This window comes from Bradyrhizobium rifense (assembly GCF_008123425.1).
Classification (GTDB): Bacteria; Pseudomonadota; Alphaproteobacteria; order Rhizobiales; family Xanthobacteraceae; genus Bradyrhizobium; species Bradyrhizobium rifense.
The window spans coordinates 20,145-34,791 of sequence record NZ_VSSS01000014.1; the positions used below are offsets into that span (position 1 = coordinate 20,145).

Annotated in this window: 13 protein-coding genes; 6 read left to right on the forward strand and 7 right to left on the reverse strand. The window is 64.3% G+C overall.

Annotated elements, in window-relative coordinates; all coding sequences use genetic code 11:
- Positions 1–46 precede the first annotated feature (46 nt).
- Genes FXB40_RS07350 through FXB40_RS07360 form a run of 3 tightly spaced genes read right to left on the reverse strand, consistent with a single transcriptional unit; the run spans position 47 to position 4,387 of the window.
- Positions 47–1,012, reverse strand: coding sequence for an HlyD family secretion protein (locus tag FXB40_RS07350; RefSeq protein ID WP_148771541.1), 966 nt, complete (start codon positions 1,010–1,012; stop codon positions 47–49).
- The gene (locus FXB40_RS07355; RefSeq protein WP_148771542.1) at positions 999–3,329 is read right to left on the reverse strand and encodes an ABC transporter permease; all 2,331 of its coding nucleotides are present in this window, start codon (positions 3,327–3,329) and stop codon (positions 999–1,001) included. The genes FXB40_RS07350 and FXB40_RS07355 overlap by 14 nt, the downstream gene beginning before the upstream one ends.
- Positions 3,326–4,387: an HlyD family secretion protein gene (locus FXB40_RS07360; protein ID WP_148771543.1), complete on the reverse strand. Its 1,062-nt coding sequence runs from the start codon at positions 4,385–4,387 to the stop codon at positions 3,326–3,328. Before FXB40_RS07360 ends, FXB40_RS07355 begins: the two co-directional genes overlap by 4 nt.
- A 323-nt stretch (positions 4,388–4,710) precedes the next feature.
- Here FXB40_RS07360 and FXB40_RS07365 point away from each other — a divergent pair, with 323 nt between their 5' ends.
- From FXB40_RS07365 to FXB40_RS07390, 6 genes are all read left to right on the forward strand, one after another.
- On the forward strand, positions 4,711–5,610 hold the full coding sequence (locus FXB40_RS07365) for a 3-hydroxyacyl-CoA dehydrogenase (protein WP_148771544.1): 900 nt from the start codon (positions 4,711–4,713) through the stop codon (positions 5,608–5,610).
- A 21-nt stretch (positions 5,611–5,631) separates the two neighbouring features.
- Positions 5,632–6,582 (forward strand): 3-hydroxyacyl-CoA dehydrogenase NAD-binding domain-containing protein, encoded by a 951-nt coding sequence (locus FXB40_RS07370; RefSeq protein WP_148771545.1) that lies wholly within the window; start codon positions 5,632–5,634, stop codon positions 6,580–6,582.
- An 89-nt stretch (positions 6,583–6,671) separates the two neighbouring features.
- A complete protein-coding gene (locus FXB40_RS07375; RefSeq protein ID WP_148771546.1) occupies positions 6,672–7,892 on the forward strand; it encodes an acyl-CoA dehydrogenase family protein in 1,221 nt (406 codons plus the stop codon).
- A 54-nt stretch (positions 7,893–7,946) separates the two neighbouring features.
- Complete coding sequence (locus FXB40_RS07380) at positions 7,947–8,798, forward strand: enoyl-CoA hydratase-related protein (RefSeq protein ID WP_148771547.1); 852 nt, start codon at positions 7,947–7,949, stop codon at positions 8,796–8,798.
- Between the two features lie 39 nt (positions 8,799–8,837).
- Complete coding sequence (locus FXB40_RS07385; RefSeq protein ID WP_148771548.1) at positions 8,838–10,064, forward strand: CaiB/BaiF CoA transferase family protein; 1,227 nt, start codon at positions 8,838–8,840, stop codon at positions 10,062–10,064.
- 82 nt (positions 10,065–10,146) lie between these two features.
- Positions 10,147–10,932 (forward strand): enoyl-CoA hydratase, encoded by a 786-nt coding sequence (locus FXB40_RS07390; protein ID WP_148771549.1) that lies wholly within the window; start codon positions 10,147–10,149, stop codon positions 10,930–10,932.
- Between the two features lie 54 nt (positions 10,933–10,986).
- Here the strand turns inward: FXB40_RS07390 and FXB40_RS07395 are convergent, their stop codons facing one another.
- The 4 genes from FXB40_RS07395 to FXB40_RS07410 all read right to left on the reverse strand — a co-directional run bounded on the left by FXB40_RS07395 (position 10,987) and on the right by FXB40_RS07410 (position 14,557).
- A complete protein-coding gene (locus FXB40_RS07395) occupies positions 10,987–11,436 on the reverse strand; it encodes a hypothetical protein (RefSeq protein ID WP_210352133.1) in 450 nt (149 codons plus the stop codon).
- 61 nt (positions 11,437–11,497) lie between these two features.
- A complete protein-coding gene (locus FXB40_RS07400) occupies positions 11,498–12,829 on the reverse strand; it encodes an NAD(P)/FAD-dependent oxidoreductase (RefSeq protein ID WP_148771550.1) in 1,332 nt (443 codons plus the stop codon).
- Positions 12,830–12,935: 106 nt separating this feature from the next.
- The gene (locus FXB40_RS07405; RefSeq protein WP_187436718.1) at positions 12,936–14,156 is read right to left on the reverse strand and encodes a threonine/serine exporter family protein; all 1,221 of its coding nucleotides are present in this window, start codon (positions 14,154–14,156) and stop codon (positions 12,936–12,938) included.
- Between the two features lie 47 nt (positions 14,157–14,203).
- Positions 14,204–14,557 carry a hypothetical protein gene (locus FXB40_RS07410; protein WP_148771552.1) on the reverse strand — a complete coding sequence of 118 codons (354 nt, stop codon included), beginning with the start codon at positions 14,555–14,557 and terminating at the stop codon, positions 14,204–14,206.
- Positions 14,558–14,647: the final 90 nt, after the last annotated feature.

Genomic DNA, 14,647 nt, shown 5'->3' on the forward strand with positions numbered 1-14,647 from the left:
GTCGATTAGAGCAGAAATATAGCTCTGTGACTTCAATCGCCGGGTGCTAGCGGTCGATCCAAACCGTCATGCCCGGCTCAAGGCCTGTCAACTCTCCCGCTGGGTCGAGGCGCAGGCGCAGCGTGTTGCGGTCATGATCGCCGATCACCCGCTCGGCCTGCCAGGTGGCGAACACGCCGAGCGGCCGCAGCTCGGTGACGACCGCCTTGGTTGCGGCGTCGGCGCCGCGCCGCATCACGTTCGCCGTCTCTCCCATCGCGAGACGATCGAGGTGATCTTCGCGCACGTTGAATGAGAGCCATTGCTTGCCCGCCGCCTCGACCACCAGGATCGGCTGGCCCGCGCGAACGTTTTCGCCGACCTCGGCGGCGATGACGCTGACCACGCCGTCGGCCGGTGCGCGCAACACCATCTTGTCCAGGCGGCGCTCGAGCACGGTGACCGCGGCGGCCGCGGCCTGCACCTGCGTGTCCGCGATCGCGCGCTCTTCCCGGGTCGGTCCCGCCACCGCGGCATCGTAATTGGCCTGGGCCTCGGCGACGTCGGCACGCGCGCTGGCAACGTCGTTCTCGGCCTGGTCGAGCGACTGCTGGGATTCGAAGCTCTGGCGCGCCAGCGTGCTCGTCCTGGTGAGTTGGGCCTGCACATAGTCGAGGCGGGCGCTGGCCTTGGCGATGGCGGCTTTCAGCGAGTCGACCTGCTCACGGCGGACGCCGGCATAGACGTTGTTGCGGTTGGCGGTTACTGATGCCAGTGCGGCGCGCGCCTGATCCGCCTGTGCCGTCAACTCCACTGCGGAGAGCCGTGCCAGAATATCGCCCGCGCGCACAGTGGCGCCCTTCTCGACCGCAATCGACTGGAGCTGTCCGGTCACCTCCGGCTCCACTCTCACTTCGGTCGTGCGCACGACACCGACGAGTGCAGGCGGTGATCCGGAACGATTTGCGGACATGATCAGGATGCCCGCGACGAGCGCGAGCGCAATAATGGCCGCAAGCCTAGCCTTGCGCATGTCGCTGTCCTCTCTTGACGACGAATGCCGAGATCACCGCAAGCGCGAAATAGACCAGCGCCAGCAACCAGAGCCCGAGCCAGTCATGGGTGACCTCCCAGATACTGGCGCCGAGCTGATTGATGCGCACGAGACCGTCGATCGCGGAATCGGCGGGGAAAATCCGGCCGAAGGCGAGGGCCACATCGGGAATCGCCTCGCGCGGCCATGCAAAGCCGGCCATGAAGAACTGCGGCAGGCTGGTCGCCAGCAGCAGGATGGTCGCGTTCTCCGGCCGCGTGAACCAGGCTCCGACCGCCTGGCCCATAAAACTCGTCGCCAGCAGGAAGATGGTCGCGAGCGCGAAAATCTGCGGCAGATGGCCGAGTGTCGAGAAACCGTAGATACGCGGCAGCACGATGAGATAGAGCGCGACCGCCGGCAGGTAGATGGTCAGATGCGCGACGCCGCGGCCGAGCACGCCGGTGAACGCGCCGCCGCGGCCCGCCAGCGCCGAGCCGGTCAGCATCGCCGCGCCAATCAGCAGGGTCTGCTGGAGGATCAGCACGAAGGCTGCCGGAACGACATAGCTCGCATAGCCGCCGACCGGGTTGAAGATCGGTTGCAGCAGAACGTCGGCCGGGCTCGCGCTTGCAAGCTTCGCCTTGACCAGGCTGCCATCCGAGCGTCCGCCGCGTGACACGAGTTCGGACGTCAGGGCGCCGAGCGCGGTGGCCACGCCGCTTGCAGTTGATCTGAAGACGAAGAGGTAGGTGGCGTCCGCATAGACCGGGATGTGCGCGGTGATGCCCTTGAGCACGTCGCGCTCGGTGCCTGCCGGAATGTCGACGGCGGCAAAGGCCTCTCCGCGATCGATTGCGGTGTGTGCCTCCGCAAGCGTGCGGGCGCGAACCGCAACGCTCAATGCGCCGCTCGCATCCAGCGTCTCGACCATCCGGCGGCTGAGATCGCTGAGATCGTTGTCGACGACCGCGATCGGAAGCTTGCGCAGGATCTGGTTCAGATAGGGCTGCGGGTAATAGACACCGTAAACCAGCGGCGCCAGGAACAGCACGCTAAAGGCGCTCCGCGTTCCCACCACGCGCCGCCACTCCGCGGTGAAGGCGCCGCCGATGCCGCGCGGTGCGGACTCGATCACCGGGGGCTCTTCGGGGCGCGCCGCCTCGAACCAGCCGCTGCGCGTCAGGTTCGCCATGCGCAGCCAGGCCAGGCCGGCAAACAGCAGCGCGAGGCCCGCGAGCGCCGCAAAGGGGACGGCGGATTCCGCGATCGGCAACCCGCGCGCCGCCTGTCCCAGCAGGACGGCCATGTACCAGCGCAGCGGCAGGATCGCGCTCCACACATGCGCAAAGGCGTTCATGCCGACGGTGGGAAATCCGACGCCGGCATAGCCGAATGCGGGAGAGGCAAACAGGCCAGCAAGCCCGAGCCCGGTCGCAAGGTCGCGGACCAGCAGCTGGAGCAGGGCGCCCAGCGACAGGTAGGCAATGATCAGGAGCGAGCCGGCGGCGATCATCAGCGGCAGGTCGCCCTTGAAGGGGACTTCGAGCACACCTTCGAGCACCAGCGGCTCGGCCAGCATGATCACGAGGAAGATGCAAAACAGCGGTGCGAGCTTGCCGGCCAGCGCTGTCACCGGATCACCTCCGGCGCTTGCGAGCCACGCCCGCGCATCGCGGCGGCGGAATTCAGAGCCGACCGAGTAGCCCGCAGCGAGCGTCATCACCACGTGGATGATCGTCGGCAGCAGCGCGCGCAGCAGGAACTGCGCATAGTTCTTCTGCGGATTGACCAGCGCGATGGTCTCGGTCGAGAGCGTCCCGATCGAAGCCGCCGCGGGCGCGGCGCGCTTGGCGGGAGCGGCCACGGCCGCCGCAGCGGACAGCGCATCGCTCAGACCCGACGAGGCGATGCCCGCCGCCGTCAGGAACTGCTGGTTATAGAAGGCGACCACCTGCGGGCGGCGTTGCGCCTGCAGGTCGCGCTCGAAATCCGGCGGGATATGGATCGCCGAGATCGCCTTGCCCGACCGGATGTCCTGCACCGCCGTGGACAATGTCCCGGAACGGTCGACGATGTTCAGGCTCGGCGACGCCGCGACGTATTCCACCAGCGCGCGCGAGGCGTCCGACTTGTCCTCGTCGACGACAGTCACGCCGAGCCCGCGGATGACCGGCTGGCTAAAGACCGTGGTGAGCACCACGAACGCAAACAGAGGCACGCCGAAGATCAGGAGCAGTGCCACGCGATCGTGAAACAGCCAGCGGCATTCGCGTCGCGCGACCAGCAGAAATCCGGGCTTTGGCGCCGGCCTCATGGCCGCGACTTCCAGTCGAGATAGGCGCTCATTCCCGGTCGCAGCTCGGGCACCGGCAGCACCGGATAGGCGCGGATCGAAAACGTCCGCAGGTCGAAATCACCGGTCGCACGTGTGGCCCGCCAGCTTGCATATTCGCCCTTGGTGGCTATGAGCTTGACCTCAACCGTGACGGAGCGGTCGCCCAGCGCCGGAATGCGGACATCGAAGCGATCGCCGACCTTCAGGCCTTTGACGAGATCCTCGCGAAGATCGAAGTGCACCCAGAGGTCGGCCAGATTGATCAAGGTGACGAGCGGGACGCCCGGCGACACGTATTCGCCAGGCTCCACGTTGCGCTGGTAGACCTGGGAGGCGATGGGCGCGTAGACCACAAGCTGATCGATGATCGACTGGACGCTCTGGATGTCGGCGCTGGCCTTTTCGACATTGCTCCCGGCAATGGCCCGCTCCTCCTTGGTGTAGCCGTTGACTGCCTGCTCATAGGCCGATTTGGCCTGATCGACCGCGCGCTCGCTCTCATGCAGCGCATCGGTCGCCTGGTCGAGGCGGGCCTGCGGCGCGTTGCCCTGATCGGTCAAAGTGTGCGTGCGGTCGTACGTCTTCTGCGCCAGCACGAGCGCCGCCTGCGCCCGCTCCATTTCCGCCTTCCGTGCCGCGATCACCTCCGCCCGCGTTCCGACCAGCACATTGGCAAGCTGCGCATCCGCAACAGCCTTGGCCGCCTTCATCTGTTCGTGCTTGGCCAGCGTCTCGGGATTGTCGATCTGGACGAGCACTGCGCCCGCAGCAACGTTCTGGCCGCGCTCGACGGGAATCTTGCCGACCCGTCCGTCCACGCGCGCCGCGATATCGAGCCGCGTTGCATCGACCTCGCCCTGGACCAGCAAGGGTTGAGGCCGCAACAGATAGAAGACGGAAAGCCCGACGACGGCAGCCGCAACGACACCGACGATGACGGAGGGTGTGCGTGTCGGGTTGGGCGCGGCTTTCACCTGTCCGTCACCCGGCGCGTCGGGCTTGCTTTGAATGTCCTTGTCAGAGCTCGGCACGTCCATGCCTGACTCCCTTTCTGATGGCCGGATGGCCATTTACTTTATTCGGTTGTCAGGCCCGGCTGCAATCGCGAGGCGATGAATTGTTTGAGTCAGAACGGACCATGTAGCCTGCCCGTTGCCCACGCTTGGACGTTTGATGTCCGACTTGTTGAAAGCTGCTGCTCTCGCTTCGTTCGTTGTCCCGATGCCCACGGAGGGGGGCAAGGGATCAAGCAGCAAACCCATCCCAGCGATGACATTCCTGTCCAAGATGAATGACCGCGATCGGGTCATAGTCGCGTCACCTGACCCGGTCCGTGGTCGGGCCAGGATGCAGGTGCGACATGCCAAACGCCGTCACGAAATCAACCCCCGCGATCCCTCGTCTCTTCGTCCTCGAACTGAATGCAGGCTGCATTCACGCCATGAAAACAGATGGCTCGGAACGCACGACCATCGTGACCGGCTGCCACCTTCCGGACGGCATCGTCGTGGATGTCGAGGCTGGCCATATCTACTGGACCAACATGGGGATCCCGAGCCTGGATGACGGGTCCATCGAGCGCGCCGACATCGACGGCAAGAACCGCAAGACAATCGTCCCGCAGGGACACACCCACACGCCGAAGCAGATCATTCTCGATAAGAAGAGTGGCAAGCTCTATTGGTGCGACCGCGAGGGCATGCGCCTCATGCGCTGCAACCTCGACGGCTCGCGGTTGGAGACGCTCATCGAGGCGGGGCGCGGCGAGGCCGATAGCAAGGATCAGACCCGGTGGTGCGTCGGCCTGGCGATCGATCCGAAATTCGGACGGATCTACTGGACGCAAAAGGGCCCCGACAATGCCGGGCTCGGCCGCATCTTCCGCGCCAATGTCGAAATACCCGCCGGCCAGACCGCAGCCACGAGATCCGACATCGAGATCTTCTACGACGGCCTGCCGGAGCCGATCGATCTGGAGATCGATCACAAGAACCGAGTTCTCTACTGGACCGACCGCGGTGATCCACCGCGCGGCAACACGGTGAACCGGGCGTCGATCGACCACAAGCCTGCCGAGTCCGAGATCGTGGTGACCCATCTCATGGAGGGGATCGGCATCGCGCTCGACGTCCCGAACGATCGCATGTTCGTGACCGATTTCGCCGGCTCGATCTACTCCGCACGGCTCGACGGATCCGGCGAGCGCAACTTCCTCTTCGCCCAGGGCAACCTCACCGGCATCGCCTACGCCGAAGTCTGACAACGCATTGGAGAGAATGACATGACCGACACCAAGCCCATTCGCCGCATCGCCATCATCGGCACCGGCGTGATCGGTGCGAGCTGGAGCTCGCTGTTTCTCGCCAAGGGACTTCAGGTCGTCGCGACCGATATCGCGCCGAACGCAGAGGTAGCTCTGAGGAAATTCGTCGAGACGGCCTGGCCGGCGCTCAAGCGATTGGGCCTGTCGCCCGGAGCGTCGCAGTCGAATCTCACCTTCACGCCCGATATCGCGCAGGCACTCGCCGGCGCCGACCTCGTCCAGGAGAACGGGCCGGAGCGGATCGAGTTCAAGCAGAAGCTCTATGGCCAGCTCGACGAGCTGTTGCCGCCCGACGTGATCATCGCATCGAGCTCGTCGGGGCTCACCATGAGCGAAATCCAGAAGGGCGCCGCGTCCCATCCCGAGCGCTGCGTCATCGCCCATCCATTCAATCCGCCCCACTTGATTCCGCTGACGGAGATCGTCGGCGGGGCAAAGACCTCGGAAGCCACGATCCGGCGCGCCGCAGAATTCTACACGTCGATCGGGCAACGGACGGTGCGCCTCAACAAGGAAATGCCGGGCCATGTCGCCAACCGCCTGCAGGCCGCGCTGAGCCGCGAGGTCTATTACCTCGTCGCCGAGGGTGTGGTGAGCGCCGCCGACGTCGACACCGCCCTGAGTTGGGGTCCGGGCCTGCGCTGGGGCGTCATGGGCAGCCTGATGCTCAATCATCTCGGCGGCGGTCCGGGCGGCATCGAGCACTTCTTCCAGCAGTTCACTGGCCCGATGACGGCCTGGTGGAAGACGCTCGGCTCGCCGGTGCTGACGCCGGATGTGCAAAAGAAGCTCATCGACAGCGTCCATGCCGAGGCCGGGTCGCGCACCATCGAGCAGCTGGAGGCGGAGCGCGATGAAATTCTGCTCGGCCTGATCGAGTTGCGCAAGAAAGCGGCCAAGCCGGGCTGACGAAACCGCCTGCGCCGACGAGATCAATCACAGCTTCAACCCGTCCTTCACTTTTCCGGCTTCCGAGCCGCAGCGAGGAGAGATCGCAAATGCCCACCGCAACCACAGCAGGCAAGACCGCCGCGCCGAAGCCGGCGCCCGCACCCGATGGCGACTTCTATCAACTGGTCGACCTTCTCACCCCGGACGAAAAGGCGCTCGTCAAGAAGGTGCGGACCTACATGGAGACCAAGGTTCAGCCGGTCATCAACAAGTACTGGTCCGACGATGCGTTTCCGTTCGAGCTGCTGCCGTCGTTCAAGGAGCTCGGCCTCGGCGGGCTCGGCTTCGAGGGATATGGCTGCGCCGGCGGGAGCCAGAAGCTGTTCGGTTTCGTCGCGATGGAGCTGGCGCGCACCGATGCTTCGTTCTGCACGTTCTTCGGCGTGCATAGCGGCCTCGCCATGGGCTCGATCTATCTCGATGGCTCCGAGGAGCAGAAGCAGAAATGGCTGCCGGCGATGGCGCGTTGGGAAAAGATCGGCTGCTTCGGCCTCACCGAGCCGCTGGTCGGCTCCGGAACGAGCGGTGGACTTACCACGACGGCCAAGCGTGAGGGCGACACCTGGGTTCTCAACGGACAGAAGCGGTGGATCGGCAACGCGCCGTGGTGCGACATCTCCATCATCTGGGCGCGCGATCTCGCCGACAATCAGGTTAAAGGCTTCATCGTCGAGAACAAGTCGACGCCTGGTTTCAGCGTCGAGAAGATCGAGCACAAGATCGCGCTCAAGGTGGTCCAGAACGGCCAGATCACGCTGAAGGACGTGCGGGTGCCTGAAGCAAACCGCCTCCAGGGCGGCAATTCGTTCCGCGACACCGCGCGCGTGCTGCGGATGACGCGGTACATGGTGGGCTGGGCGTCAACCGGCATCCAGATGGGCGCATACGAGGCCACCCTCAAATACGCCCAGGAGCGACTGCAATTCGGCAAGCCGATCGCCTCGTTCCAGCTGATCCAGGATCTGCTCGCCAAGATGCTTGGCAATCTGACCGCGTGCCAGTGCCTGATGCTCCGCCTGGCGCAACTCGATGACGAAGGCAAGCTTGGCGACCATCACGCGGCACTGGCGAAGGCGTTCTGCACCTCGAAATCGCGCGAGACGGTCTCCTGGGGCCGCGAGGTACTGGGCGGCAACGGCATCGTCGCCGACTACAACGTCGCGCGCTTCTTCGCCGACGCCGAGGCGCTCTATTCCTACGAAGGCACGTATCAGATGCAGAATCTGATCGTCGGCAAGGCCATCACCGGTCACGGCGCTTTCCTCTGACCTCTCAGCGGCGCCGGCGCACCCGCGCCGGCCGCCCTACCAGGAGACATCACTATGGTTTCGGGAACTGCACCGTTCACCCCTTCGCCTGCAACAGCACCAGCCTCAGCCCCCAGAGCGGCGCTGGCGCTTGCGAACGTCCTGTACGAGAAAAAGGGTGCGATCGCCTACGTCACGGTCAATCGGCCGAAAGTGCTCAACGCGCTCAACACGCCGACCTGGACCGATCTGCATACTGCGTTCGAGGACGCCAAGGCAGACGCGTCAGTGCGCGGAGTGATCCTCACCGGCGCCGGCGACAAGGCGTTCATCGCCGGCGCCGACATCAGTGAGCTCGCGCATGTCGACGCCTACGATGCCGAGGAGTCCAGCCGGTTCGGGCAGGGTGTGCTGGACCTCATCGAAAATCTCGGCAAGCCGGTGATCGGGGCGATCAACGGCTTCGCACTCGGTGGCGGCTGCGAGACCGCGATGGCTTGCACCATCAGGATCGCGGCGGAGCACGCCAAATTCGGTCAACCCGAGGTCAAGCTGGGCCTGCTGCCAGGCGGTGGTGGCACGCAGCGCCTGCCGCGCCTGGTGGGAAAAGGGCGTGCGCTCCAGCTGATCCTCACGGGTGAGACGATTTCCGCGCAGGAGGCTTATCGCATCGGGCTCGTCAACGAAGTCGTTGCCGCGGGCAGCCTGATTGATCGTGCCGAAGCGATTCTGAAGCAGATCATGGCTAACGCGCCGATCGCGGTGAAGTTCTCGCTGGATGCCGCCAACAAAGGCATGGACACGAGCCAAGCCGAAGGCTTCGCGCTGGAAGCCTCCTTCTTCGGCATTTGCGCCGCCACCGAAGACAAGAAGGAAGGCACCGCTGCCTTCCTCGAGAAACGGGCGCCGCAGTTTCGCGGACGCTGAAGCAAGGCCGCCCTCTACGAGTTCTGGAAAGGACCACCCATGGCAAACGATAACATTTTCTCCGGACTGAAGGTGGTGGATCTCGCGAGTTTCATCGCGGGTCCCAGCGCGGCCGTGATCTTGTCCGATTTCGGGGCCGACGTGATCAAGGTGGAGCCGCCGAGCGGCGAGCTGTGGCGACACGCGAACCATCTCCCGCCGCAACCGGTCGCCGACGATGCCTATCCCTGGCATCTGGCCAATCGAAACAAGCGCGGTATGGCGCTGGATCTGAAATCTCCGGGCGCCCATCAGGTCCTCGAGAAGCTGGTCAAATGGGCTGACGTTCTCATCGTCAACACGCCGCATCCCGCGCGCAAGAAACTGAAGCTCGAATATGAAGATGTGGCGGGATGGAATCCGCGGCTGATCTACGCCGACATCACGGGCTTCGGCGACAAAGGGCCGGATGCGAATCTCCCCGGCTTCGACATCACGTCGTACTGGGCCCGTAGCGGGTTGCTGTCGATGACGCGCGATGCCGGTGCGCCGCCGACCTGGCCCGTGGCCGGCAGCGGCGACAATGCCACCGCGGTCGGGCTCTATTCGGCGATCGTCACCGCCCTATATCGTCGCGAGCGCACGGGGGCGGGGGCGCATGTCACGACCTCGCTACTCGCCGAGGGGGTGTGGTCCGCCAGCGTCTCGATCCAGGCCGCACTCTGCGACGCGAAATTCTTCGGGCTGCATGATCGTATGCACCCGGCAAATGCCGCCATGAACGTCTATCGCGCCAAGGATGATACCTGGTTCGTCCTCATCATCACGCCCGACAAAATGGAGGCCGTGGCGAAGGCGATCGGCCGGCCCGATCTCCTGACCGATCCGCGGTTCTCCGACCCGGCCAAGCTGATGGCGAACATGGCGGAGCTTACGGCGATTCTCGACCAGACCTTCTGTTCCGAGCCGATGTCACATTGGTACGAGGTGTTCAACGGCGTCCACGTGACGTTCGGAGCGGTACGCGGTCCGCAGGAGGTGATCAACGATCCACAGCTCCGGGCGAACGACATCATCGTTCCGCTCGAGGGTGCCGGGGGCAAGCTGACGTCCACGATATCGAGCCCGCTTCAGGTGCACGGCGTCGCCAAGGTGTCCGCGAAACGCGCCCCGAAGATTGGAGAACACAACGACGAAGTGCTTCGGCAGCTGGGATTCAGCGCGGCGGAAATCGATGGTCTGCATGCGAGCGGCACCGTTCCGAAGGCGAAGGAACACGCGGCCTAGTGCGGCGGCGGGGGCGCGGCGGCAGGCCGCCGCGCCCCCCGCGCTCGCAGTGAAAATCACCAAAGGGACCAGGAGTTCGCCAATGGATGAGATCGTCACCGAACAGGCCGCAGGCATCCTGCGCATCCAGTTGAACCGCCCGACAAAGCGGAACGCGATGACGTCGGCCATGTACGTGGCTCTCGCGGACATCTTCAACGCGGCGGCGAAAGACGAGAGCACGCGTGTCGTCCTCTGGCATGGCGCGGGAGATTCGTTCTGTGCCGGCAACGATATCGAGGACTTTCTGAAGAATCCGCCAGGGGCGGGAGAATCGCCGCAGTCCCGGCTGATGGACGCGCTGCTCGGCTTCGACAAGCCGCTGGTCGCGGCAGTCCACGGCGCCGCCATCGGCGGCGGCACGACCATGCTGACGCATTGCGATTTCATCTACGCGGGCGAGAGCGCAAAATTCCAGATGCCCTTCATCAATCTGGCGCTTGTTCCGGAGTTCGGATCGAGTTGCTCCGTGCCGGCGCGGATCGGTCACGTCCGTGCGGCCGAACTGATTTTGATGGGATCTCCCTTTGATGCCAAGCGCGCTGCGGAGCTGGGTCTGGTCACCGAAGTTGTTCCCGATAGCGATCTCCGGGCGAAGGCAACCGACACGGCCCGGAAGTTGGCCGCGAAGCCGGCCGCAGCGATGCAGGCTAGCAAGAGGCTCATGAAGCAGCCATTTCGCGAGCAGATCAGGGCCGCGATGAAGGCCGAGAACGAAGAGTTCAGCGCGCAGGTTCGCTCCGAGGACGCAAGAGAGGCGTTCACGGCCTTCGTGGAAAAGCGCAAGCCCGACTTCAGCCGAAAGATCAAGTCCCAGACGACTGCATGACCGGCGAAAAGCCGATGGACGCGCGCGCGGGCGTTCGCCATCGCGCGGTGACGCTCAAAAATGGATCGGCCGCATTTGCTCGAATTCGTCGCGGCAGGCTTGACTGAAGTCACGCAACAGATCGATCGTGCCGTCGATGGCCATTTCGCGTAGCTCGACGAAGCTCTTGTCCGGCTCCAGATAGGTGTCCAGGATTTTGCGGGTGACATCCTCGGCATGATGGACCACCGGCTTCGAAGATATCGCCCGCATCGCGCTCATTTTTGCGTAAAGGCTGACCAGGCTGGGAATGTCGGCCTTATCGTGCTGGAGCGCATCGATGTAACATTTGGCGGCGTCTTCGATGAAGTCCCTGTACAGGGTCTGCCGGCGAGTCTCCTCGTGAAGAACCCACTGGGCGCGGACCTGGCTTCGCTGGCTCCGCCAATTCGCTATTCCGCTTGTCAGACCGCCCACGGCCGCTCCCGTGAGAGCAGCGAGCGCGGAGATGATGGAGGCGTCCACAGGTGTTATCTCCAACCGGCCGGAGAAGCCGGCAGTCACGGGTATCGGGCCTGTCTTTCGACTATGACGCGGGGGACCGCGGCCCTTCGGAAATCAGCCGCGAGCTCCGTTGGCCCGACAGATACGACCAGAACCACTGCGTCTGGACTCGAAACCTGTTCTGAAGCTGCGGCAGCGCAAGCACGTGCAGCGCGGCCCATATCAGCCAGGTCACAAAGCCGCTGCTGTGCAAATGGCGGGTCTCGAGGATGGCGAAGTTCTTGCCAACCACCGCCATATTGCCCTTGTTGCGATACCGAAACGGACGACCATCCTTGTGTCCCCTGACACGGTTGGCGATGACATGCCCGACGAATCGTCCCTGCTGAATGGCCGCCTGGGCCACGCCGGGGACGGGATGGCCATCCTGGGTCATCGTGGCAGCATCTCCAGCTACAAAGACGTTGGGCGCCTCGGGAACGTCCATGAAGGCGCCGACGACTGCGCGCCCGGCGCGGTCCGTCTGAGTCCCGAGCATTTTCACGACCGGCGAAGCGCTGACGCCGGCTGTCCACAGCACGGTGGCGCTGGGAATGCGGACGCCGGCCGCGATTACGCCCTGATCGTCGACCTTCTCGACCTTCACGCCCGTCGAAACTTCGACGCCGAGTTTCGCGAGTCGCTTGGCGGCCTTTCGCGACAGCGGTTCCGCGAAGGTTGGTAGAATGCGTGTGCCGCCATCCAGCAGGACAATTCGGCTCTTGGCCGGGTCGATCCTGCGGAAATTATTGCGCAGGGTCACCGAGACCAGCTGAGCGATCGAAGCGGCAAGCTCGACGCCGGTCGGGCCGGCGCCCACCAAGAGGAAAGTCATTTGTCGAGCGCGTTCCTGCTCGTCATCGGTTGCTTCCGCCAATTCAAACGCACTCAGGATCCTGGTCCGGATCGTTTCGGCGTCGTTCAGGCTCTTGAGGCCCGGTGCGAACTGGGCGAACTCGTCATGACCGAAATAGCTCGGACGCATTCCAGTCGCGATCACCAGGAAGTCGTACGCGAGCTTTCGACTGCCGATCTCCGGGCAGACGGCCTCGACGGTACGTGCTCCCGGGTTGATACCCTTGACCTCGGCCAGCAACACGCTGAGATTTTTCTGTTTCGCCTCGAGCTGCCGGATCGGCGCCGCGATCTCGGATGGTGACAGAACAGCGGTGGCGACCTGGTACAGCAGCGGCTGAAAGATGTGGTGATTGCGCCGGTCGATCAGCGTGATGTCGACATCGGACCGCTTCAGGGCCCGTGCCGCCGCGACACCGGCAAAGCCGCCGCCAACGATCAGGACGTGCTTTTTGCCCGGGGCCGGCTTTGCCAACGGCTGCTCATCTTGCGGGAACGATTTGGTGAGAATTGTCGTCATGGGTACACCGACTCTCCAGGGCCAGCCGCCCCCGTCAGGATCAACTACAGCGGAGCCCCGGATTAATCTTGGATGGCGCTGCGGTGCATTGAACGACCGTGCCTGATCATCCGGCGAAGGGCCTGAGGCGCTCGTACAGCAAGCGCGGGAGAATCAGCCCGAAGGCCATGGCCATGATAATCGAAAGTGCCGTGGTACCGCTCACGGCGATACTGGTCAGCAGAGCGACCGGTGCACCCGGGCCGATTGAGAGCAATTCGACAAGGCCCGTCGCGGCGTTGAACAGGAAGAAGCCCGGCATCAATGAGACAACGGCGGAGAAGGCGACGGCCGCGAAGGGCAGATGCAGCCGATCGACGACGGGCGCGGTGAGGGCACTGGCCAGCAGGCAGGCAACGAGTGCCCCGATGGGAGCACCAACACCGGCGGAGATCGCCGTCCAGCGTGCGGCATGCGCAAGCATGCCGACTGCTATCGGGAAAGGCAGCAGACGCCACGGCATCGAGAAGAACGTGCCGAAGGAAGCGACTGCTGATCCTGCTGCAATCACGTCGACGATCAGGGGCACGGGCGGAGCTGGTCTGGCCATCGCGAGCGTCCCGCCGGCGGCCGTGAACCCGAATAGACCGCCGGCGCAGATCAGCAACACTATAACGCCGGCGTAGGCCAGGCGTGTGATGCCAAGCGCGATACGCGTACGAGCGAGGTCGATGGCACCGTTGAGGATATGCGGACCGGGGACCAGCACCATGCAGGGACAGAAGGCGATCAGCGTTGTTGCATCTGATAGGCGGAAACGGCCGGCGGCAGCCGCCACGGCACCGGCGACTAGCGCGGCGCAAAGCGGCTGAACCAGCGGGTTATTGCTGAAGCCAGACAGCCAGCGCCTGACGAGCGCTCCGATGGCGGCGCTCGCCGCGATCAGCAGAAGGTTTACCGCATCGAGTGTGCCGAAGATGACGCCCAGCGAAGCCGCGCCAACGGCCGCGAACAGGGCAAAGCGCGGCGTGGAAGCCGGCGGCAGACTGCCAGCCGATTCCAGCGCGGATTTCGAGGCCGCGCTCGGCAGGGTGCCGTCACAGATCTGATCTATCACCGTCGTAACGGCGAGTACCCTGCCCATGTCGACGCCGAGCGGCCTGGCGGGCGCCGTTTGTGAGACGAGCGAGCCGTCGAGTTTGATGATGAGCTCGTCCCATTGCGGAAGAACCTTCACCGCCACGCCGAGCACGCGCCCAAGGCGCGTGGCAGCGACAACCGTCCGTTCCGTGGTCTGACCGTGAGCAAACAGAAGGGCCGCCGCCAGCGCGGTCGTGTTCAGCGCCATCTCGCTCGACGGTGGCTCGGCGCGCGAGCTCTCCTGCTTTCGCTCGCTCAATTGCGTTGCGCGGTCCAGTAACCCGAGCATCGTGAACTTCCCGAATAGCCGCTCCACCGTCCGCGACCCGAGCTCCCCGAAAGTCTTCCGGTGCCTGAGGCAAATTTATCTTGGACTGTCACCGAGGCGCGGACCGAACCGGATCTCGCGACGTATCCCCTGAATTTCACGAGGTTGGGATGGGTAACGACTCCATCGGCGATATTGACCGTGAAGTTGTAGCTGGGATCGCACGCGCCCCCTTGCGTGACGAAGACGAGATCCCAGGAGCCGTCATAGGCCGATCGCGCCTGCGCGGCTGGCGCCACCAGGCAAAGAGCTGCAATCGTCCAGAGCAAATGCGTCTTCATTGATAGTTCTCCGTGGGCTCGGCGTCCGTTTCCGCACAAACGGAACGAATCTCGCCGATGTTCAAACCAGGAATCCAAGCGTCACAGACA

Coding starts and splice junctions, on each gene's coding strand:
- FXB40_RS07380 (WP_148771547.1), top strand. CDS start 7,947: ATGGTTTCGGGAACTGCACCGTTCACCCCTTCGCCTGCAACAGCACCA.
- FXB40_RS07385 (WP_148771548.1), top strand. CDS start 8,838: ATGGCAAACGATAACATTTTCTCCGGACTGAAGGTGGTGGATCTCGCG.
- FXB40_RS07370 (WP_148771545.1), top strand. CDS start 5,632: ATGACCGACACCAAGCCCATTCGCCGCATCGCCATCATCGGCACCGGC.
- FXB40_RS07405 (WP_187436718.1), bottom strand. CDS start 14,156: ATGGCGCTGAACACGACCGCGCTGGCGGCGGCCCTTCTGTTTGCTCAC.
- FXB40_RS07365 (WP_148771544.1), top strand. CDS start 4,711: ATGCCAAACGCCGTCACGAAATCAACCCCCGCGATCCCTCGTCTCTTC.
- FXB40_RS07400 (WP_148771550.1), bottom strand. CDS start 12,829: ATGACGACAATTCTCACCAAATCGTTCCCGCAAGATGAGCAGCCGTTG.
- FXB40_RS07350 (WP_148771541.1), bottom strand. CDS start 1,012: ATGCGCAAGGCTAGGCTTGCGGCCATTATTGCGCTCGCGCTCGTCGCG.
- FXB40_RS07390 (WP_148771549.1), top strand. CDS start 10,147: ATGGATGAGATCGTCACCGAACAGGCCGCAGGCATCCTGCGCATCCAG.
- FXB40_RS07410 (WP_148771552.1), bottom strand. CDS start 14,557: ATGAAGACGCATTTGCTCTGGACGATTGCAGCTCTTTGCCTGGTGGCG.
- FXB40_RS07360 (WP_148771543.1), bottom strand. CDS start 4,387: ATGGACGTGCCGAGCTCTGACAAGGACATTCAAAGCAAGCCCGACGCG.
- FXB40_RS07355 (WP_148771542.1), bottom strand. CDS start 3,329: ATGAGGCCGGCGCCAAAGCCCGGATTTCTGCTGGTCGCGCGACGCGAA.
- FXB40_RS07375 (WP_148771546.1), top strand. CDS start 6,672: ATGCCCACCGCAACCACAGCAGGCAAGACCGCCGCGCCGAAGCCGGCG.